23 protein-coding genes are annotated in these 19,454 nt (G+C 65.1%); 5 read left to right on the top strand and 18 right to left on the bottom strand.

Features of this window, described 5'->3' with window-relative positions; translation table 11 throughout:
- Positions 1-34 precede the first annotated feature (34 nt).
- From N7568_RS03790 to N7568_RS03730, 13 genes are all read right to left on the bottom strand, one after another.
- The gene (locus tag N7568_RS03790) at positions 35-1,207 is read right to left on the bottom strand and encodes a flagellar hook protein FlgE (protein ID WP_261608581.1); all 1,173 of its coding nucleotides are present in this window, start codon (positions 1,205-1,207) and stop codon (positions 35-37) included.
- A 54-nt stretch (positions 1,208-1,261) separates the two neighbouring features.
- A complete protein-coding gene (locus tag N7568_RS03785; protein WP_261608580.1) occupies positions 1,262-1,696 on the bottom strand; it encodes a flagellar hook assembly protein FlgD in 435 nt (144 codons plus the stop codon).
- An 18-nt stretch (positions 1,697-1,714) separates the two neighbouring features.
- Positions 1,715-3,682, bottom strand: coding sequence for a flagellar hook-length control protein FliK (locus N7568_RS03780; protein WP_261608579.1), 1,968 nt, complete (start codon positions 3,680-3,682; stop codon positions 1,715-1,717).
- A 2-nt stretch (positions 3,683-3,684) separates the two neighbouring features.
- Positions 3,685-4,350, bottom strand: coding sequence for a C40 family peptidase (locus N7568_RS25805; RefSeq protein ID WP_306422585.1), 666 nt, complete (start codon positions 4,348-4,350; stop codon positions 3,685-3,687).
- Positions 4,347-4,772 (bottom strand): flagellar FliJ family protein, encoded by a 426-nt coding sequence (locus N7568_RS03770; protein ID WP_261608578.1) that lies wholly within the window; start codon positions 4,770-4,772, stop codon positions 4,347-4,349. Before N7568_RS03770 ends, N7568_RS25805 begins: the two co-directional genes overlap by 4 nt.
- On the bottom strand, positions 4,769-6,106 hold the full coding sequence (locus N7568_RS03765; RefSeq protein WP_261608577.1) for a FliI/YscN family ATPase: 1,338 nt from the start codon (positions 6,104-6,106) through the stop codon (positions 4,769-4,771). Before N7568_RS03765 ends, N7568_RS03770 begins: the two co-directional genes overlap by 4 nt.
- Complete coding sequence (locus N7568_RS03760; RefSeq protein ID WP_261608576.1) at positions 6,103-6,747, bottom strand: hypothetical protein; 645 nt, start codon at positions 6,745-6,747, stop codon at positions 6,103-6,105. The genes N7568_RS03765 and N7568_RS03760 overlap by 4 nt, the downstream gene beginning before the upstream one ends.
- Positions 6,737-7,765: a flagellar motor switch protein FliG gene (gene fliG, locus N7568_RS03755; RefSeq protein WP_261608575.1), complete on the bottom strand. Its 1,029-nt coding sequence runs from the start codon at positions 7,763-7,765 to the stop codon at positions 6,737-6,739. The genes N7568_RS03760 and fliG overlap by 11 nt, the downstream gene beginning before the upstream one ends.
- The gene (gene fliF, locus N7568_RS03750; protein ID WP_261608574.1) at positions 7,762-9,396 is read right to left on the bottom strand and encodes a flagellar basal-body MS-ring/collar protein FliF; all 1,635 of its coding nucleotides are present in this window, start codon (positions 9,394-9,396) and stop codon (positions 7,762-7,764) included. The genes fliG and fliF overlap by 4 nt, the downstream gene beginning before the upstream one ends.
- Positions 9,396-9,695, bottom strand: coding sequence for a flagellar hook-basal body complex protein FliE (locus N7568_RS03745; RefSeq protein ID WP_261608573.1), 300 nt, complete (start codon positions 9,693-9,695; stop codon positions 9,396-9,398). Before N7568_RS03745 ends, fliF begins: the two co-directional genes overlap by 1 nt.
- On the bottom strand, positions 9,695-10,087 hold the full coding sequence (locus N7568_RS03740; RefSeq protein WP_261608572.1) for a flagellar basal body rod protein FlgC: 393 nt from the start codon (positions 10,085-10,087) through the stop codon (positions 9,695-9,697). The genes N7568_RS03745 and N7568_RS03740 overlap by 1 nt, the downstream gene beginning before the upstream one ends.
- A complete protein-coding gene (gene flgB / locus N7568_RS03735; RefSeq protein ID WP_261609019.1) occupies positions 10,087-10,428 on the bottom strand; it encodes a flagellar basal body rod protein FlgB in 342 nt (113 codons plus the stop codon). Before flgB ends, N7568_RS03740 begins: the two co-directional genes overlap by 1 nt.
- Positions 10,429-10,575: 147 nt before the next feature.
- Entirely contained in the window at positions 10,576-11,235 is a 660-nt protein-coding gene (locus N7568_RS03730; protein WP_261608571.1) for a cyclodeaminase/cyclohydrolase family protein, read from the bottom strand.
- Positions 11,236-11,329: 94 nt separating this feature from the next.
- Here N7568_RS03730 and N7568_RS03725 point away from each other — a divergent pair, with 94 nt between their 5' ends.
- Complete coding sequence (locus N7568_RS03725) at positions 11,330-12,559, top strand: amidohydrolase (RefSeq protein WP_261608570.1); 1,230 nt, start codon at positions 11,330-11,332, stop codon at positions 12,557-12,559.
- Here the strand turns inward: N7568_RS03725 and N7568_RS03720 are convergent.
- From N7568_RS03720 to N7568_RS03705, 4 genes are all read right to left on the bottom strand, one after another.
- Entirely contained in the window at positions 12,556-12,855 is a 300-nt protein-coding gene (locus N7568_RS03720) for a hypothetical protein (RefSeq protein WP_261608569.1), read from the bottom strand. The two genes, N7568_RS03725 and N7568_RS03720, sit on opposite strands and share 4 nt — an antisense overlap.
- On the bottom strand, positions 12,845-13,294 hold the full coding sequence (fliS, locus tag N7568_RS03715) for a flagellar export chaperone FliS (protein WP_261608568.1): 450 nt from the start codon (positions 13,292-13,294) through the stop codon (positions 12,845-12,847). The genes N7568_RS03720 and fliS overlap by 11 nt, the downstream gene beginning before the upstream one ends.
- 3 nt (positions 13,295-13,297) lie before the next feature.
- A complete protein-coding gene (fliD, locus tag N7568_RS03710; RefSeq protein ID WP_261608567.1) occupies positions 13,298-14,680 on the bottom strand; it encodes a flagellar filament capping protein FliD in 1,383 nt (460 codons plus the stop codon).
- A gap of 125 nt (positions 14,681-14,805) precedes the next feature.
- Positions 14,806-15,642, bottom strand: coding sequence for a flagellin N-terminal helical domain-containing protein (locus N7568_RS03705; protein ID WP_278251948.1), 837 nt, complete (start codon positions 15,640-15,642; stop codon positions 14,806-14,808).
- A 238-nt stretch (positions 15,643-15,880) separates the two neighbouring features.
- On the opposite strand from N7568_RS03705, the gene N7568_RS03700 reads away from it, so the two are divergent.
- From N7568_RS03700 to N7568_RS03685, 4 genes are read left to right on the top strand one after another with little or no spacing between them, the layout of a single operon-like run.
- Positions 15,881-16,363 carry a flagellar protein FlgN gene (locus N7568_RS03700; RefSeq protein ID WP_261608566.1) on the top strand — a complete coding sequence of 161 codons (483 nt, stop codon included), beginning with the start codon at positions 15,881-15,883 and terminating at the stop codon, positions 16,361-16,363.
- 32 nt (positions 16,364-16,395) lie between these two features.
- Entirely contained in the window at positions 16,396-17,829 is a 1,434-nt protein-coding gene (gene flgK, locus N7568_RS03695) for a flagellar hook-associated protein FlgK (protein WP_261608565.1), read from the top strand.
- A gap of 3 nt (positions 17,830-17,832) precedes the next feature.
- Positions 17,833-18,720 (top strand): flagellar hook-associated protein FlgL, encoded by an 888-nt coding sequence (gene flgL / locus N7568_RS25925; RefSeq protein ID WP_261608564.1) that lies wholly within the window; start codon positions 17,833-17,835, stop codon positions 18,718-18,720.
- Entirely contained in the window at positions 18,717-19,103 is a 387-nt protein-coding gene (locus tag N7568_RS03685) for a flagellar assembly protein FliW (protein WP_261608563.1), read from the top strand. The genes flgL and N7568_RS03685 overlap by 4 nt, the downstream gene beginning before the upstream one ends.
- Positions 19,104-19,175: 72 nt before the next feature.
- Here N7568_RS03685 and N7568_RS03680 read toward each other — a convergent pair whose 3' ends face one another.
- Positions 19,176-19,397, bottom strand: a complete 222-nt coding sequence (locus tag N7568_RS03680) for a hypothetical protein (protein WP_261608562.1) — start codon at positions 19,395-19,397, stop codon at positions 19,176-19,178.
- Between the last annotated feature and the right edge of the window lie 57 nt (positions 19,398-19,454).

The following is a 19,454-nucleotide window of genomic DNA, read 5'->3' as shown; positions in this document are numbered from 1 at the left end:
GAAGGCGGCCGGATCGCCGCCTCCCTCACCATGACTAACGCTTCAGGTTGCTCAGTTCCTGCAGGACTTCGTCGGAGGTAGTGATGATGCGGGCGTTGGCTTGGAATCCACGCTGCGCCACGATCAGGTTGGTGAATTCCTGGGACAGGTCCACGTTGGACATCTCCAACGAACCCGACGTCAGCGAACCAAGTCCTCCTTCGCCTGCAACGCCGAGCTGGGCAGCGCCCGAGTTCGCCGTGGCGACATAGGTGGAGCCGCCCGCCTTTTCAAGGCCTTCGGGGTTGGTGAAGCGGGCCAATGCCACGCGGGCCAGGACTTCCTTGGCACCGTTGCTGAAGGAACCGATCAGGGAACCGTCGCCGGCGAGGGTGAATGACTCAAGCTCACCGGCTTCGGCGCCGTTCTGTCCCGTGACTGCCAGGGTGCTCATCTGCGCGAAGCCCGTCACGGAACCCATGTTGACGGTGATCCCGCCAACGGTCATGGTCCCCCCGGACGTCAGCGCACCGTTGGCGAAAGTGAGGGTGGACGCTCCCGTGGCCCCGTTGGCATCCGAACCCGCAACGTTCCAGCCAGTTGCGGTGCGGCTGAACGTCAGGGTGAGGCTGCGCTCTGCTCCGTTGGCGTCGAACACCTTGACCTGGCGTTCCACCGATGTGCCCACAGCGGCGTCTGATGGCAGGTTGCCGCCGAGGGTCGCCTGCGTAGTGGCAACCGCCGGCGCGGTGGTGTCCGGGGACAACGTGATGGGGCCTGTGGCTCCGCCCGTGTTGACCACGCCGTTGGTGGCCGTCCAGCCCTGGAGGATACCGCCGTCGGGACTGACCAAGCGGCCCGCAGCGTCCATCTGGAAGTTGCCGGCACGGGTGTAGTACTGCTGTGCGCCCTTGCCGGTGACGAAGAAGCCTTCGCCGGAGATCATCAGGTCGGTGCCGCGGCCGGTGCTCTGCGAGGATCCCCGGCCGAAGTTGGTGCTGACGCCTGCCACCCGGACGCCGAGCCCGATCTGTGCCGGGTTGGAGCCTCCCACGTCCTGCTGCGGGCCCGCCGCGCCCTGGGTCATCTGTGAGAGCGTGTCCTGGAACTGCGCGGACGACGACTTATAGCCCGTGGTGTTCACATTGGCGATGTTGTTGCCGGTGACGTCCAGCATGGTCTGGTGGGCGCGGAGGCCGGAAATTCCGGAGTACAGCGAACGGAGCATGGTGTTGCCTTTCTTCGGGGTGGTTCGGGGTGGTTCGGGGTCGTTCGGGAGAAATCAGGTGGTGGGCTCGGAGGTTTTGGCCGGTGCGGCCATGCCGGTGATCAGGTCCAGCGGCACTTTGGCCTCGCCCACCGTCACGGTCGGAACACCACCGGCGAAGGACACCGCGCTGGCGATGCCGTCGCCCTTGGTCCCGTCGGCGAGCGTGTAACTCACCTGGGTCCCGATGATCTGCGCCGCAGCGGTCCGCATCTGAAGCGAGAAGCTCTCCTTGGCACCGGCGGTCAGCTCGGTCATCTTTTCCATCATGGACAGCTGCACGGACTGGCTCATCATCTGGTTGGTGTCCATGGGTGCACTGGGATCCTGGTACCTCAGCTGCGTCACCAGCAGGGACATGAAAACCTCGGAATCCATGGTCTTGACGGGAGTGCGGGCAGCTTCCCCCGATCCGACGCCGCTGCTGGCCGCTATTGCGGAAATGGTCATGTTTCTCTTTCCTTCATGTCAGACGAGGATGTCCAGGCGGTTTGAACTGCTGGGGTCATGTTCGACGCCGGGTGGCGGCTGGCGTCGTTGCTGCGGTTGGTCTTCGGTCTCCTTCGCCACGGTGCCGTCGAAGCGTCGGGGCTGCGGTTCCGCGTCACGGGGTGCGTTGCCGGTTGCACCCCCATTTCCTTGGCCGGGGTCTTTGCCGGTATCCGGCGGGCTGTTATGGGAGGAGAGGCTCAGGCTCGCGCCGGAGTCCTCCAGGCCCCGACGGAGTTCCGGGAGGATATGCCGCACCGCCTCCCTGCCGGCATCCCCGGGAGCGAACAGTTCGATGCGCACTCCGGTTCCGTCGATGTGGGCCCGGACGGTGAGGGGGCCAAGGTCCTCCGGTGTCACCCGAAGCGTCATCACGTGCTCCCCCGGCGCAGCTGATGCCAGTGAAAAGAGGGGCGCGGCGAGCTGGGGTGTGAGTGGCTGTTGAAGGGTTGGCAGGAGTGGGGTCGCGGCTGGGGTTGGCAGGAGGGTGGTGGGTGTGGCCGTGGGGTGGACTGCGAGCGGGGCCGGCGTGAGGGCTTGGATCGCACTCGTTTCGGGGGTTCCCTGCGGAATAGACGGTAGGAGCCGTCGACCTGGCAGCGAGCCATCGAAATGGGCGGACTGCGAAGCCACGGAAGCCTGCCCCGGAACGACCACCTGCACTGCCGCAACCCCAGGCACGCCAGCACTCGAAGCGCCACCAGCACCCGCAGCTACATCCGCCCTAAGCTCGCCCGTTTCGGGGGTTTGCTGCGAAACGTGCCGTTCCAACCATCGAACCGGCAGTGAGCCATCGAAATGGGTGGGCGACGCGGTCTCGGCATCCGCGGGTGAACCCGAGGTCGGAGGGACCACCGCAGCCGGAGTCCCGGAAACGGACAACCCAGCCGGAGTCCCAGTCCCAGGCAACCCAGCCGGAGCCCCAGTCCCGGACACCCCCGCCGTTCCACTGCCTTGGGCCGTTACACCCGTTTCGGGGGTTTGCTGCGAAACATGCCGTTCCAACCATCGAACCGGCAGCGAAGCCCCGAAATGGGCAGGCGTGTCTGTGGCAGGGTCGTGGGTACCTGGAACGGGAGCACCCGGAACATCCGCATCCATTTCGACGGCTTGCTGCGGATTAGCCGGTAGGAGCCGTCGAATGGGCAGCGAGCCATCGAAATGGGCAACCGAAGAAGCCTCGGAAGCCTGCCCCGGAACGACCACAAGCGCTACCGCAACCGCGGGCATGCCTGCACCCGAAGCGCCACCAGCACCCGCAGCTGCGTCCGCCTCAAGCTCGCCCGTTTCGGGGCTTCCCTGCGCACCATGCCGTTCCAACCATCGAACCGGCAGCGAGCCATCGAAATGGGCAGGCGTGTCTGTGGCAGGGTCGTGGGTATCTGGAACAGGAGCACCCGGAACAGCCGCGTCCGTTTCGACGGCTTGCTGCGGAATAGACGGTAGAAGCCGTCGGGCTGGCAGCGAGCCATCGAAATGGGCAGCCGAAGCCTCGGAGGCCTGCCCCGGAACGACCACCTGCGCTACCGCAACCCCAGGCACACCAGCACTCGAAGCGCCACCAGCACCCGCAGCTGCGTCCGCCTCAAGCTCGCCCGTTTCGGGGGTTTGCTGCGCACCATGCCGTTCCAGCCATCGAACCGGCAGCGAAGCATCGAAATGGGCAGGTGAGTCTGTGGCGGGGTCGTGGGTATCTGGAACAGGAGCACCCGGAACAGCCGCGTCCGTTTCGACGGCTTGCTGCGGAATAGACGGTAGGAGCCGTCGAATGGGCAGCGCGCCATCGAATTGGGCAGACTGCGAAACCTCCGAAGCCAACACCACATCAAAGGCCCCAGCACTCGAAGAGCCGCCAAGAACCCCGCCGCCACCGGCGCCACCGCCTGTGCCCGCGGGGCCGGCAGTACCCGGACGGATGCCACTGCCACTTCCTACCACTGCCTGCATCACTAAGCCCCGGCCGGGACGATCCGGCGGATGGAGGTCAGGTTGGAGTACTTCTCCCAGGCGTCCCGGATCTGGATGGTCTGGCCAGGCACGGGGGCGTCAATAGCCTTGCCGTTGCCCAGATAGATGGAGATGTGCTCGCCGCCGTAGCTGACCAGGAGGTCCCCGGGCTTCGCCTCTGCCAGCGACGCAACGGGAGTGCCTTTGTGCATTTGGTCGCTGACCACCCGGGGCAGTTCAACGCCGAGGTCCTTGAAGACCCGTTGGACGAACCCGGAACAGTCCATGCCTACAGCCGGATTCGTTCCACCCCAGACGTAGGGCACTCCGATGTACTTCTTGGCCGCTGCCACCACGGCGTCGCCTGAAACAGCCCCGCCGCTGGTGCCGGTTGCCGCAACCCCAGCGGCCGCCGTCGTACCTCCCGCGGCGGGCAGCAGGGAACCCAAACCGGCAGCGCTCAAACCTGAAGCCAAGGACGCAGAAGAGGAAGTGGATGTCCCCAACGCACTGCTCAACGCGGAGGCGAAGGACGCCGGATCCGTCAGCGCAGCAGCGCTGGATGCAGCCGAAGAGGAAGGGGTCGCAGAAGCCCGCGCACCCTGGGCCAACTGCTGCAGCTGGGCCTCGATGCTCTGGATCCGCCCAATGGCGTCGGTCATGCTCATGAGCTGGCCTTTCTGTGCCATGCAGTGGTGGCGATTTCGTCCAGCACGCCTTGCTCGGCCCGCAGCGCAGAAGCGGCAAACTCGGCGTCGTGGCGGACTTCGAGCTTCTCCAGCCCCACGGCACGACGCTTCGCTTCGGTGTACTCGGCCCGGGCTGAGGCTGCCTCGGTTTCGGCCAAAGCAGCCAGAGCATCCAACTCGGCGAGCATGCTCTGCGAGGAGGCGCGTGCGGCAGCGATGGCCAGCAAGGACGCGGAGTCCCCGGCGTGTCCGGCGGAATCGGCCAACGCCTCACGGGCTTCCGCCCGCCGCGCACGCAGCGACGCCGAACGCGAGTTGGCCGCTGCCAACCCGCTCTCAGCTGACTTCTGTTCAGCCTGCCGCAGCCGCAAAAGCCCGGCCAAGGAGAATTGTCGGTTCACGCGGCTCCTTCAAAATGCCCAAAGTTCGCTGAAAGTCGGGAGAGCTCTGCCCATGCATCAGCGTGGGGCGTCGATTCGCCCATGCCCTGCCGGAGGAACCGGTTGATGGCCGCTTCGTGGTCCAAGGCTGCGTCCACCAACGGGTTGCTGCCGTGCCGGTACGCGCCGACGTCGATCAGGTCCTGCGCGCCCCGCCGTGCCGCAAGGACGCGGCGAAGCGAGACCGCGAGCGCGGTGTGCTCACGCGGGTTCACCTTGGACGCCACGCGTGAGACGGAGCCCAGGACATCAACCGAGGGAAAGTGCCCGGTGACGGCGAGTTTGCGGTCCAGCACCACGTGGCCGTCCAGGATGGAGCGGGCGGCGTCGGCGATGGGTTCGTTGTGGTCGTCGCCGTCCACCAGCACGGTGTAGATGCCGGTCACGGAGCCGGTTTCTGCTGTACCGGCACGTTCCAGCAGCCTCGCCAGGACGGAAAAGGTCGACGGCGGGTAGCCGCGGGTGGCGGGCGGCTCACCCGCGGAGAGGCCGATCTCGCGCTGGGCCATGGCCACCCGGGTCAGGGAGTCCATCATGAGCACCACGTCCTTGCCGGCTTCGCGGAAGGACTCCGCGATGCGGGTGGCGGTGACGGCCGCCCGGAGCCGCATGAGGGCGGGTTCGTCGGACGTGGCAACCACCACCACGGAGCGGGCAAGGCCTTCGGGGCCGAGGTCGTCCTCAAGGAATTCGCGGACTTCACGGCCGCGCTCCCCCACCAGGGCGATCACGGAGACTTCGGCGTCCGTTCCACGGGCCACCATGGACAGCAAGGAGGACTTGCCCACGCCCGATCCGGCGAACAGGCCCATGCGTTGGCCGCGCCCCAGGGTGGTCATGGTGTCCAGGACGCGGACGCCGGTCTGGAGGGGCGTGTCGATGCGTGCCCTGCTCATGGCTGACGGGGCTTCCTGGTCCAGCGGAACACGGACTGAAGATGGCAGCGGCCCCTTGCCGTCGATTGGCCTGCCCAGTGCATCCAGCACACGTCCGAACAACCCGGCGCCCGTGGGTACCAGCATGGGCTCGCCTTTGGCCCGCGCTGGGGCTCCCGCTGCCACACCGGTCAGCCGGCCCAGGGGCATGCACCGCACGGCCCCGCTGATGGAGGCGACCACTTCGGCGTCGAGCGTTGCAGGACCGGTGCCTACTGTGACGAGTTCACCGACCGCGCAGTCCAGTCCGGCGATTTCCAGTCCGAGGCCAAGCACGGAGGTGACTGTCCCTACACGCTGCGGTGCGGCAGCTCGCAGGGCTGCGTGGAAGCGGTCCGTGTGGGGCCGGCGGGTGTTCACGAGGCGACCCCGAGCAGCGCGAGTTTGGCCCTTTCCAGCGCGGTGCTGATGCGGGCATCGATCCAACCGTTCGGGTACTCCCCGACGGCGTCGCCGGGGTTGAGCGTGGCGTCGGCCTTGAGTTCAACACCGGTGATTTCGGTGACGCCGGACGCTGCCAAGGCCGCGATGTCGCCCGGGTGGAGGCGGACCGAGGTGACGCCGGTGCTGCCGGTGCTGCCGCCGGCACCGCCGGCACCGCCCCCACCGAGCGGCGTCAGCGCCCGGGCCAGTGCGGCCCTGGCTGTGTTCTCCCCTTGTGCAAGTTCGTAGCCAAGGATCGCTTCGGCAAGCTCTATCGCACTGCGCGCCAACACGTCCTGCACCTCTTCCAAGGCGACTTCCTGACGCTGCTGCGCCGCGCTGGCTGCCGCCTGCAAAAGCTGCAGGGACCGTGCCAAAGCCGAGCGGCCGGCGTCGAGCATGTCCCCATGTTCAGCCCTCAACCGTTCCTGCAGATCGCGCTGCCCAGCCGCGGCTGCCTGCATCCCTGCGGCATAACCGGCAGCGTGGCCCTGGACGAAACCGCGATCGGTCTCGTTGGAACGCACGGAGGCGCCAACCGACGGAAACGTGACGCGGGTGAAGTGCTCAGTAGACAAAGTCGTCCTCGTCCCCGCGCCGGACCACGATGGCGCCCTCGGCTTCGAGTTCGCGGATGGACCTGACGATCTCCGCACGTGCTTCCTCCACCTGCGAAGCGCGGACGGGACCGGATGTGGCCATCTCGGACTCGAGGATTTCAAGGTTGCGGCCGGACATGTTGGCGCGGACGGTATCCAGCACCACAGGCGGGGCGCCCTTCATGGCTACGGCCAGGACGTCGGCGCTCACCCCGCGGAGGATCTGTTGAATGTCCCGCGGCTCCAGCTTCACGATGTCCACGAAGGTGAGCATCCGCGCGCGCACCTCGGTGGCAAGCTCAGGATCCAGGGTGCCCAGGCCGTCCAGTACGGAGCGCTCGGTATTGACGTCGGAGCGGTTGATGATGTCCACCAACGGCTGGATGCCGCCGACGATCTCGTTGGATTTCCGCTGCGACATCACAGCACCGGCCCGGACCTTGACGGTCTCAGCCACAATGCCCACGGCTTCCGGGGACGCCGAGCCCATGGTGGCGATGCAGCGGGCAACCTCGATCCGTTGCGCGTCCCCCAGGCCGGACATGACCGCGGATGCCTTCCCCGGCCTCAGGTGGGCGAGGATCAGCGCGATGGTTTGCGGCAGCTCGCCGTCGATCAGCGCCAGGATTTGGCCGGGATCCATCATTTCCAGGAACTCGAAGGATTTTCCGGCCATGGTGGAGGCGAGGCGCTCCATGAAGCCCGCGGCTTTGTCTGCACCGAAGGACGCTTCGAGAAGCCCGACGGCGAACTCCTGGCCTCCGCGGGCCGTGCGGCGGCCGCTGACGGCCAGTCCGTGGAACTCGTTGATGACGTGGTCCGCCACGACCGAGGAAACGCGGCGGAGCCGGACGATCTCAGCTGCGATGTCTTCGGCTTCGGATTCGGAGAACTGTGCCATGACCGAGGCAGCACTGGCCGGGCTCATCTGCATAAGCACTACTGCTACCTTCTGCACCCCGCTCAGGGCCGATGCTTCCGGAACCGTGTGGCTCATACGGATTGCCTTTCATCCATAAGTCCGCGCAGATACTCGGCCGTGCGTGCCGGGTTGTCCGCCACCATGGCCTCGATTTGGGCGCGTTTCAGCTCGCCGTCGAGTGCCTCGGACCCTGGGAGTGGCAGGGCCGGTGTCGGCTGGATGGGGGCAGCAGGCTGGATGGATGTCAGCTCAATGGCGGTGGTCGCCGGTCCGGTGAGGGCCGGCGTCGGACTCGGTGCCGGCAGGGCGTCGAAATCTGTAGGTTCCCCCAGGTCAACGGGCTCGCGGCGCTGGCGCCGCTTGAGAGTGATGAGCACTGCCACGATCAACGCGATAGCAGCCAACATGATGCTGCCGGCGAGGATCAGCGTGTTCATGAGGGCGGCTTCCTTGGCTGCCTCAGCGTCGGCTTGGGCGGTTCCCAGGGCTTCGGCTGCCTTGTCCGCCGCCGCAGTGCTGAACGGGAGCACCTCCACGGTAACCACGTCTCCCCGGGCTGCATCGATGCCGGCGGCCGAGGTGACCAGGGCCCGCACCGAGTCCACGTTGACGCCACCGGCAGCGGCTTGGTTGATCGCCACGGAGATGGTTTGGCGTTTCACGGCACCTTGCGGGATGGTGCGGTCTTCAGTGACTTTGTTGACGGCGTTGTTCTTGGTGGTATCGCTCGAATCGTAGCTTCCGTTGCCGTCGGTGCCACCGGGAACTGCGATGTTGTCCGGGCCCAGGACTCCCGCTGCTCCGCCGCCCGTTCCGGTGTACGTCTCCGTTTTGGTCGATTCGCTGAGCGCGGGGGTATCGGCGGCAGGAGTAAACGTTTCGCTGCGCTGTTGCGCGGATTCGGCTGTGACGTCCGCAGCGACGGCAACTGTGGCATTGCCAGGTCCCACGACGCTGTCCAGGACTGCCCTGACGGCGTCCGAGGTGCGCTGTTGGTAATCGGTGGCCTGCTTGGACGACGACCCCGTGGCTCCCCCGCCCACGGTGGAGAGAACGTTCCCTTGGGAGTCCACCACGGAAACGTTGGTGGGCTTGAGGTTTTCAATGGCTGCCGACGTCAGGTGAACAATGGCCTGGACCTTGTCCGAGGACAACGTGGTGCCGGGTTGGGTTTCCACGAACACGGATGCTGTGGCCTCCGGAGTGGTGTCAACGAAGACGGACTTTTCAGGGATCGCGAGCCGCACTGCTGCGCTCTTGACGCCGTCCATGGCCTGGACTGTGGTACTGAGCTCGCCCTCAAGGGCCCGCTTGTAGGTCACCGACTGCTGGAACTCGGAGGACGTCACGCCCAGTTTGTCCAGCAGCGAGTAGCCCGTGGCAGCCGCCGACGGGAGGCCCGCGGCTGCAGCCTTGAGTCGCTCGTCGTACACCTTGTCTTCCGGGACCAGGATGGTGGAGCCACCGTTGCTCAGCTCGTAGGGGATGTTGTCCTTGCGGAGCTGTTCCACGATGCTGTTGGCGTCGGTGTCCTTCAACCCGGAAAACAGCGGCGAATACGCAGGTTTTCCCAACCAGGCCGTCAGCGCTACTCCGCCAAGGACCAGCACGGCCACACCCAGAATGGCGAGGGTTCGCTGGGCGGGCGAAAAGGCTTGGATGCCGCTGCCAAGCTTGCGGAAGAACTGGGAAATCCCGGGTGGCATCAGGCCTGCATCCTCATGATCTCGTTAAACGCGTCAATACCCTTGTTCCTGACGGTGGCCACCAGTTCGAAAGTCACTTGGGCGCGCGTGGAGGCGAGGGTTGCTTTGTGGATATCGTCGAGGTTCCCGGTCACCGCGGACACCGCCAGTTCCTTGGACGTTGACTGCAGGGACTGCAAATTGTCGACGGCGCCAGTCAGCGCGCTGCCAAAGTCGCCACTTGCCGTGGCTGGCTGCGCAGCGCTGACATAACCGGTTCCCGTAACGCCCTGGATGCTTTGAATGGGTCCCAACGCCATCAGGACTTTCCTATCTCGAGTGCTGCCAAGTACGTTTCGCGGGCCCGGTCCACCACTTGGGCGTTGGCCTGGTATCCGCGTTGGGCAATGATCAACGTGCCCATCTGCTCTGCCATGTCGATGTCCGGGTACCTCACGTTGCCGTCAGCATCGGCCAGCGGGTGGTCGGGTTGATGCACGATGCGGCCTTCGCCGTCCCCCAGGGGTGCGCTCTTGACATACACCCCATCTCCGTTGTTGCCTTCAGCAGCCTCGATGTAGCGGGCACGGAAGGCCTCGCCATCGGTGCGGGAGGCGTTGTTCATGTTGGCGAGGTTGTCCGAGACCGCGTCAAGCCATTTGCGGTGGACGGTCAGGGCTGAGCCCGCGACACCAATTGCGTCGAACGTCATCAGTTGGTCCTCAACGCGGTGCGCAGCGAAGTGAATTCGCCTGCCGCGGCCCTCGAAGCGAACTGGTAGCGCAGCACGGTATCGATGTTGGACAAGGTTTCGGTGTCCAGGTTGACGTTGTTGCCATCAGTCCGGGTTGGCTCATCGGACGGGGAAATTGTGGCGTTCACATTGCCATCACCGGAACGCACCGAGGCCGCCAACTGGTCCTCGAAGGAGACCCTTTTCGCTTGGTAATTGGGCGTGTTCACGTTCGCGATGTTGTTGGCGATGGTCCGCTGGCGCAAGGAAAGCGCGTCCAAGGCGCTGGCCAAGGCGGCGGAAGTCACGGATTCAAGCACAAAGTCCTGCCTGGTGGTGTCGTAAGGCCAATCCGTGGCCATGCATCGAGCGATCCCTGCTCAGCAACAGCTATCGGCAGCGCTCACATGCCCGTTAGCAAAACCGACAGACTAATATTGCAAAGCTCGTGCGCCTTTCACCATGCCTCACAACCCGTCCGTGGGTGCCGCCTTTTCGTCCACGCTTGCCGTCAGCTCGTCGATCCGCTCCAAGGCCTGGCTCAGCCGCATGACGGTCTCCCACAGATGGGGATGCTCTTCCCGAACCTCCTCCAGGTCAGTGCCGGCAGAAGTGAGCGAGGAAAGGTCGAAACTAACGTTGGTGCGGGCACCTGCGATCGCCGCCCTGAGCGCTCCGAACGCCACCACTACGTCCGCTATGAGGGCCGGGTTCCCATGGGAGGCAAGCCACCCCAGGTCTTCGATGGCCTCCATGGCCTTCTCGCCGAGCACCGCCGAGGCCTTCGCCGCATCGACGGATGCCCGGTGAATCGCGTCTTCCCGTTCCGGGCCCGGGTCCAGCCGAAAAGCGGCACCGAATGCTTTGGAGGCCACGGCGTCCTCATCGGCCAATTGAAGCGCCGTTTCGCGCAGCGCCCGGGCCCGTCCGTGAAGGTCGGCCAACGCTGTCTGCCGGGCCTGGTCTCCTTCCGTGTAGCCAGCCACCATTGAGGTCAGGGATGCGGCAATGGCCAGCATCACTCCTGTCCCGGCACCCCCTCCAGGAGAGCCAGTGGACTCCGCAAGAGCCTGCGTCCAATCCTCAACAGTGGATCCTTGCGTTGTTACTGCCTGGGAATCATTCATGCCACCCAGTGTGCCCGGGATTTCCCAGCCAGCGCAGATTTTCGTGTGGATAGACTGGCCAAACCTACGGCGTCGAACGAAAAAGGGCAGACTCATGACCATTGACCTCGAAGAGCTCTACAAGGACCTGCACACGAACCCCGAACTGTCTTTCCAGGAAACCCGAACGGCCGGGATCGCAGCAGGGCACCTCGAAAACCTGGGCTTCACCGTCCATCGGAACGTCGGGAAAACCGGTGTGGTGGGTGTCCTCGAAAACGGCCCCGGCCCGGTGGTCATGCTCCGTGCGGACATGGATGCGCTGCCGGTCAAGGAAGCTACGGGGCTGGACTACGCAAGCACGGCAGTCGGCGTCGACCATGAAGGCAAAGACGTTCCGGTGATGCACGCCTGCGGGCACGATGTGCACGTGACCTGCCTGGTTGGGGCAGTCGAAACACTGGCCGGCCAACGAAACGAGTGGCAGGGCACCCTGATCGCCTTGTTCCAACCGGCTGAGGAATGGGGAGGCGGAGCGGAAACCATGGTCTCGGACGGGCTCTATGACCGGGTGCCCAAACCTGACATCGTCCTGGGCCAGCATGTGGCACCCTTCCCTGCAGGATGGTTCGGGCTCCGCGCCGGGGTCACCATGGCATCCGCCGATTCCCTGAACATCACCCTGCACGGCCAAGGCGGCCACGGTTCCCGGCCCGAAACCACCGTGGATCCCGTGCTCATGGCCGCCGCAGCCACCGTCCGGCTGCAGGGCATCGTTTCGCGTGAACTCGCAGCCAGTGATGCCGCAGTGGTCACGGTGGGTCAGATCCACTCCGGGAGCAAGAACAACATCATCCCTGAAACGGCCACGCTCGGGCTCAGCGTGCGGACCTTCAACAATGCCACCAGGGACAAGATCCTCGGCTCCATCGAACGGATTGTGCAGAGCGAAGCAACAGCGTCCCGGGCGCCCAAGGAACCGGACTTCCATTACGAGGAGCATTTCCCCCTGACTGTCAATGACGCATCCGCTGCAGACAGGATTGCCGCATCTTTCCGGGCCAGGTTTGGCGACACCCAGGTCATCGATCCTGGCCCCGTCTCCGGCAGCGAAGATGTTGGAACCCTGGCCACGGCGGCGGGCGCTCCCCTGGTCTTCTGGTTCCTGGGCGGGGCGGACCCCGCACTCTTCAAGGAATGGGCCACCACAGGCCGGCTCCCGGAGGACATCCCGTCCAACCATTCACCCTACTTCGCACCCCTGATCCAGCCCACCCTGGCCAAAGGAACTGAGGCCTTGGTGACGGCAGCACGGGAGTTCCTCGGGGGCACTGGCACGAGCTAGCCGCGAACGTCCAGCAACAGCGGCCGGTCCGAAGCCGACCCCGACGGCACGGCGTCGATGGCACCCAACTGGGTGCCGGCGTCGTGCTTGACGCGGTTCAGGATGGCGATGGCGTCCGCCTGGGCGTCCAGGACCTGTCGGGCACGCTCGGCGAGGGACGCAGGCAACGGTCCGACGTCCGACGGCGGCGTCCACGACGGAACGTTGCCACCGGAAACGGCCAGGGCGATGTCGCGTTCAAAACCGTCCAGGATGGCTGACCAGTCCCCGGCCAACTCCAGGTTTTCAGGCGACACCGAGGGCCCTGCCGCTGGGAACGGCATCAGAAGCAGGCGCAGCCGGAGCCTCTGCCGACAACTGAGCCGCGGCCTCATGCCAGCCTTGGCGCAGCGGCTCAAGTAGTTCGATGCACTCTTTGGTCCGCTCAACATCGCGGTAGATATTGGCGCCAATCAGGGCTTCCATGGAGTAGTCGTAGATGCTGGCCAGTGACGCCGCGCCATCCCAGGCATCGGTCCGCAGCGTCGCGCGCAGTTCGGCAACGATCGCCTGGGCATGCAGCAGGTTCTCCCGGGCCACGTCCCAGTTGTTGCTCTCCTGCGCCAGCTGGGCGCGCTTGAGGTCCAGCAGGAGCCGGTCATACAGCATGGTGAGCAGCCGGGCGGGCGGTGCGGACAGGACTGCGTCGTCGTTGTACCGGGAGAGCTGCTGGGCGCGGAGGGCGCTGTAGGTCATGGCTTATTCTCCTGTGGACTGTTTCGAGAGACTGGAAATCTGGCCCGACAACCACGCCGACTGTGACTGCAATCCGCCGAGCATGACTTCCATGTTGGTGTACACGGCTTGCAGGGTGGCGCGGCGGGTGATCAGGCGCTGGTCCCAGTCCGCGATCCTGTTGCCCAAGTCCCGCACTTCCGATTCGCGGCCCTTGATCAGGCCGGAAACGGACCCGTTGTAAGGGTCGGCGGCGGCCTTGGCGGCGTCTGCAACGCGGGTGGCGAGGCCCTGCACTGCGGCTTGGGCCGCGGCCGGGTCCGCGGCGAGTGCCTTGGAGAATTTCTCTGCGTCGAACGTGAAGTCGCCGGCCTTGGTGATGTTGATTCCGTACTCGGCGGGCGACTTTCCGTTGATGGGGCGCGACAACGCGGTGAGAACCTGATCGTTGACGGCGCGCACGGTGCTGTTGCCCGTGAAAATCCCCGCCTTGGGCACGGTGGCGCCCTTGGCATCGGTGGTCTTGGACACTGCCGTGTAGATGGCAATGAATCCCAGGACGTCGTTGACGGACTTGACCAGATCCTCGGCCTTCTTGGTTATTCCGGGGACGTCGCTCGCCACAGTGATCGTCACAGGACTGGCTGATACAGCCGTCGCCGTCACTGACACGCCCGGAAGCACGTCCGCGAAGGTGTTGGTCCCCGAGGTCAGGACCTGCGCGGCCGGCGTACCGGCGTACAGTGTCGCTTTGGCGTCCTGGGCGGACTTCACGACGGCGGCAGTCGGGTCCGCCATCAGGTCCACCGCTGTGCCCGCGGTGACCTGGGCGGCCGTTCCCTGATAGGCGGTGAAGGCACCTGCCTCACCCGAGGCCGTGGCGGTCAGCTGCAGGCGGTAGGTGCCATTACCGGCCGGGACTTTCACGGCGTGGGCGCCGCCGGACGCGGCGTTGATGGCAGTGACGACGTCATCCAAAGATGTGCTTGCCGGTGCAATTTCGGTCTTCTTGCCGGTGGAGTCCACCAGCGTCAGGCGGGCAGGTGCACCGCCATCGGTGGGCCAGGAGGTCATGGCCGCAGTGACGTTGACCTGGGTCTGGGCCAGCTGCGTGACGGTAAGGTCGATCGATCCGGCGGCGGCCGTCGTCGTGGTTTTCGCGGTGACGGACGGCGAACTGCTGGAGGCCGTAAACAAATTGAGGGCGCCCGCGGCGGCGTTGCCGGACGCCAGGTCCCTCAGCGCGGTGAGCTTGGTGTTGAAGGACTGCAGTGTGGAGATGATGGTCTGGTTGGACGCCAGCTTGGTTTTGAGCTGGGTCTGCGGCAGCGCCTCGACGGACATCAGTGAGTTGATGATCGCGGTGGTGTTCAGGCCGCTGGCGAGGCCGTCGATCGCAGTTGCCACGAGTGTCCCTTCCGGATGACGTGTGTATTTGAGGGCTCGACGACGGCCGGCCGGTTTATGGGGCCCGGCCGGTCGCCGTCGATTTATGCGGTCAGTCGACTCATGCGGCTAAAGGCTGTGAAGGCTTAGCGCAGGAGGGACAGAACGCCCTGGCCGGACTGGTTTGCCTGGGCCAGCATGGCCGTACCTGCCTGGGACAGGATGTTGGCCTTGGTGTACTTGACCATTTCGGCTGCCATGTCCGTGTCGGCGATGCGGGACTGGGCTGCCTGCAGGTTTTCGCCGGAGACGTTCAGCGTCTTGATCGCGTGGTCCAGACGGTTCTGGTTTGCACCCAGGTCCGAACGCTGGGCGGAGACCGTGGTGATCGCAGCGTCGATAGCGGTGATCGTGGTCTGTGCTGCAGCGTTGGTGCTGACGTCGAAGCCCGTGGCGCCGGTGGCCGAGGACAAGGTGCCTGCTGCCGTGGCGACATCACCGAGGGTCACTGCGATGGTGTCGTTTGCCGTACCAGCGGTACCAACCTGGATGTTCTTGGAACCACCCTTGAGAAGGTCGATGCCGTTGAAGTTGGTGGACTGCGTGATGCGGTCCAGCTCCTTGCCCAGCGAATCGGCTTCGTCCTTGATGGCATCGCGTGCGGCCGTGTTGTTGGTGTCCGATGCACCCTGGACTGCGAGGTCGCGCATGCGCTGCAGTACGGAGTGAACCTCGCCGAGGGCACCTTCAGTGGTCTGGATGAGGCTGATGCCGTCCTGGGCGTTACGTGCGGCAACCGCGGAGCCGCTGACCTGGGACTTGAGGCCTTCCGAAATGGCAAGGCCGGCTGCGTCGTCTGCAGCACGGTTGATGCGCAGGCCGCTGGAGAGCTTCTCCATCGACTTGGACAGGGTGTCCTGCGTGGCGTTCAGGTTGCGGTATGCGTTGTTCGCCATCAGGTTGTTGTTGATCTGCATGCCCATGAAAATTTCCTCCGTGATGTGGACTTACTGTGCGGCGGCCCATCCGTGGGCCGTCACACCCCACTATCGACGGCCCTTTCCCTACCCGTAAGTAGAAATCCCGAGGAAAAGAATCAACGTTTTCACGGGCTGCGCAGCCTAACGATGGAACCTTGGCGGCCGATAGCTAGTGGGGAGTTGGCAGGACCTACGCCATCCCATCCCGCACCCCTACCGACCAGAACTGGAGTTGACCCCCGTGGCCATCCATGAACTGTCAGCCCTGCTGTGGCGCGAGCGTGAACTCCTGGACCTCCTGACCTTCAAGCTCGAGGAAGAGCAACTGTTGTTGACGGCCGGCAAGTCCCGCTGGCTGCCCCACGGCACCCGGGAAGTGGAGCAGGTTCTGGACAGGGTGTCCAAGGCCGGACTTGCCCGTACCGTGGAAATCGCCGCCGTGGCCGAGCAGTGGGGCATTTCCCCTGACTGCTCGCTGGCTGAACTTGCCGCAGCGGCGCCCGATTCTGCGTGGGCCGAGGTCCTCACCTCCCATGTGACGGCGATGCGCCAGCAGACCTCGGCCATCAAGGAACTTCGTGATGCCAACGAGCAATTCCTGCGGGCAGCTGTCCGCTCCACCCAGGAAACACTGGCCGACCTGAAACCCGCCGCCGGCACCTATGACTCCCATGGCCGGACAGGGGAAACTTCGGCCGCCCACCTCGTCGACCGGCAATTCTGACCGCAGCGGTTGGACCAGCAAAGGACATTCACGTGAGCACTTTTGGCGGACTCAACACGGCTTACCGTGGACTTACCGCAGCGCAGCAGGCCATCAACCTGGCCGGGCAGAACATCGCCAACGCCACCACCGCCGGCTATACCCGGCAACGGCTGGAGCAGTCGGCCATCGGCGCGCCCCGTCCCGTTGGCCTCAACCCGACCATCGGCCAGGCCGGCCAAGGCGTCTCCGTTGACGGCATCGCCCGCCTTGGAAGCAGTTTCCTCGACGCCGGTGTCCGCAACACCGCGGCCCAGTCCGGTTTCGCCGGGATCCGGTCCACCGAACTGCAACGGCTTGAGGATGCACTGCAGGAGCCCGGACCACATGGAATCTCGACGGCGTTGCAAACCTTTTGGGCGTCGTGGCAGGGAGTCTCCAACCACCCGGGCGAGTCTGCTCCGGCGTCGGTCCTGTTGGAAGCTGCGGCGACGCTGAGCGAAACGGTATCCGCGGGCTACAAAGCGCTTGACGCGCAGTGGACCCGGATCCGCGGCGAAGCATCGGCCACCGTGGATGAACTGAACGCTGCGGCCGGCAGGGTCGCTGACCTCAACGCAACCATTCGCTCGGTACTGGCCGCGGGTGGCTCGGCCAACGAACTCATTGACGCGAGGAACCAGATGACGGAGTCCATAGCGGCGCTGGCGGGCGGCACGGTTCGTGAAAATGCCGACGGCACCGCTGACGTTCTCATCGGGGGCAACGCTCTGGTCTCGGGCACGTCGCACCGGGAGCTCAAGCTCGCGGGTCAGACCTCCATGGGCACGGCCGGGCAGCCGGTACAGCTGGAGTGGGCAGACCGCTCCGGCGTCGCAGTAAACCTCGACGGCGGACAGCTCGCCGGAGCGGTATCGCTCCTGGCCCCCGCCGCGGCGGGCAGCAAAGGTGCAGGCACCGGTGGAGCTATTGCTGAAGCAGCAGCAGCCTACAACGCCTTCGCCACGCAACTGATGAGTGACGTCAACGCCGTCCATAGAACCGGCCAATCCTCCAGCGGAGGGGTCAACCTGGACTTCTTCACCAGCACGCCGGGCGTTCCAATTGCCCTGTCCCTCAAGGTGGTTCCTACCAGCGCGGCCGGCATCGCGACGGGCGCCCCTGGTTCCGGTTCCCTGGACGGCAGCATTGCCGACGCCGTAGCCCAGATCGGCTCCGCCCCCGGCGCACCCGACACGTTCTGGAGTGGCGTGGTGGCTGGCATTGGCATGGCCTCGAGGTCGGCCCAGCAGCACTCCCAGCTGTCGGATGCGGCCAGTGTCGCCGCCGTCGGGCAGCGATCCTCGGGTGCGTCCGTCAGCCTGGACGAAGAAAACGTGGCCCTGCTCGCCAGCCAGCACGCTTACCAGGCAGCGGCCCGTGTGATGACGGCCATTGACGAAGCTTTGGATGTCCTGATTAACCGCACAGGATTGGTAGGAAGGTAAGCCGTGCTCAATCGCGTCACCAACCAGATGATGTCTGCCTCCGCGCAGAGGAACCTGCAGTCTGCCCAGTCCCGGCTCTCCGAGCTGCAGGAGCGGGCCATGACGTTGAAGAACATCAGCCGCCCGTCGGACGACCCGGCGGGTGCAGCCCAGGCCATTGCCATGCGCGGCCAGCTGAGCGCGGCCGCTCAGTACGGCACAAACATCAGCGACGGCAACGGCTGGCTGGCCGCCGCGGACACCGCCCTGGGGCAGTCAACAAATATCCTCAACCGTGTTCGGGACCTCGTGGTCCAGGCCTCCAATGGAACCCTCAACAGCACGGCCAAGGAGGCCATCGCCGTCGAGATCGAAGGCCTTGGCAAAGACCTCCTGACGCAGGCCAACACCCAGTACCTGGGCCGAAATGTCTTCGCCGGAAGTTCGGACACGGTGGGCGCTTTCACCAACACCACTCCCCCGTCCTACGTCGGCGCCGGTGGCAGTTCGGTGGAGCGTCGCGTCGATTCGGCGCGGACCGTGCGGGTGGATTCCGACGGCGGTGCGATCTTTGGCGACGGCGCTGGCTCCGTTTTCGCTTTGGTGAGTGACGTCGTCGCGGATATCCGGTCAGGTGCCGACCCCAATGCACGGCTGGCAGCCATCGGCGAGCGAATCACAGCCGTGATCGACGGCAGGTCCGATGTGGGCATGCGGCAAACCCGCCTCGGCCAGGCCCAGGACTCCCTGGAGGGGATGAAGGCTACGCTGGAAACTCAAAGAGCGCGCGTCGAAGACCTGGACTTGGGAAAGGCGGTCATGGATTTGAAATTGCAGGAAACCAACTATCAGGTGGCGCTTGCCGTGACGGCCAAGGTGCTGCAGCCCACGCTCATGGACTTCCTCCGATGAGCACGGCATTGGCTTTTGACACCCTGGCTTTTGCCTCGCCCATGCCTGGGTTGGAGTCGGCGGAGGGGTTCGCCTTGCGTGGAGTGGCCGGAGCGGAGGGCTTGTACGCACTGGAAGTTTCCGAGCCACGCGTGCGGATGTTCCTGGCAGACGCTGCAGTTTACGTGCCCGACTATGCGCCCGCCGTTCCGGCCGCCGCGTTTCAAGCGGTGGGGCTCTCCAGTCTCTCGGAAGCAACGATGCTGGTGGTGGTCAACCCGACACCGGAGAAGACCACAGTGAACCTCATGGCGCCCATCCTGCTGAATCCGGCGGACGGCACCTGTGTCCAGGTGATCCTGGATGGGGCCAAGTATCCGCTCCGGGCTGAGCTGGCGCGGTAGGAAATACGAAGGGCGCTGCAGGTGCAGCGCCCTTCGTCATTTCGGTCTTCTTCGGTCCAGTCCAGGATGTGCCTAGACTTTCTCGTGGATGCGGTCGATCTTCGGTTCTGAAACCTCGGATTCCCTGCGACGGCGGGCCAGGAAAGTCCACAGAGTTCCTTCCGTCCGTGGACGGCTTTGGGCAGGGGATTCTGGTTCCTTATCCGTTTTTGTCTCAGACGTGTGCATCTCGGGCTTGCGCGCGGAGTCCTTCTTCGTGCGCCGCTCGAAGTCGTCGTAGTACGCGTAGCACATACCCAACCTCCTTCAACGGCTGTCCTTTAATCGTCCTCTCGTCGAGCCGACAAGTCG

Source organism: Paenarthrobacter aurescens, from assembly GCF_025421775.1.
Lineage (GTDB): Bacteria > Actinomycetota > Actinomycetes > Actinomycetales > Micrococcaceae > Arthrobacter > Arthrobacter aurescens_B.
Note: the sequence above shows the minus strand (reverse complement) of the source record. Positions and strands in the feature narration are given on the sequence as shown.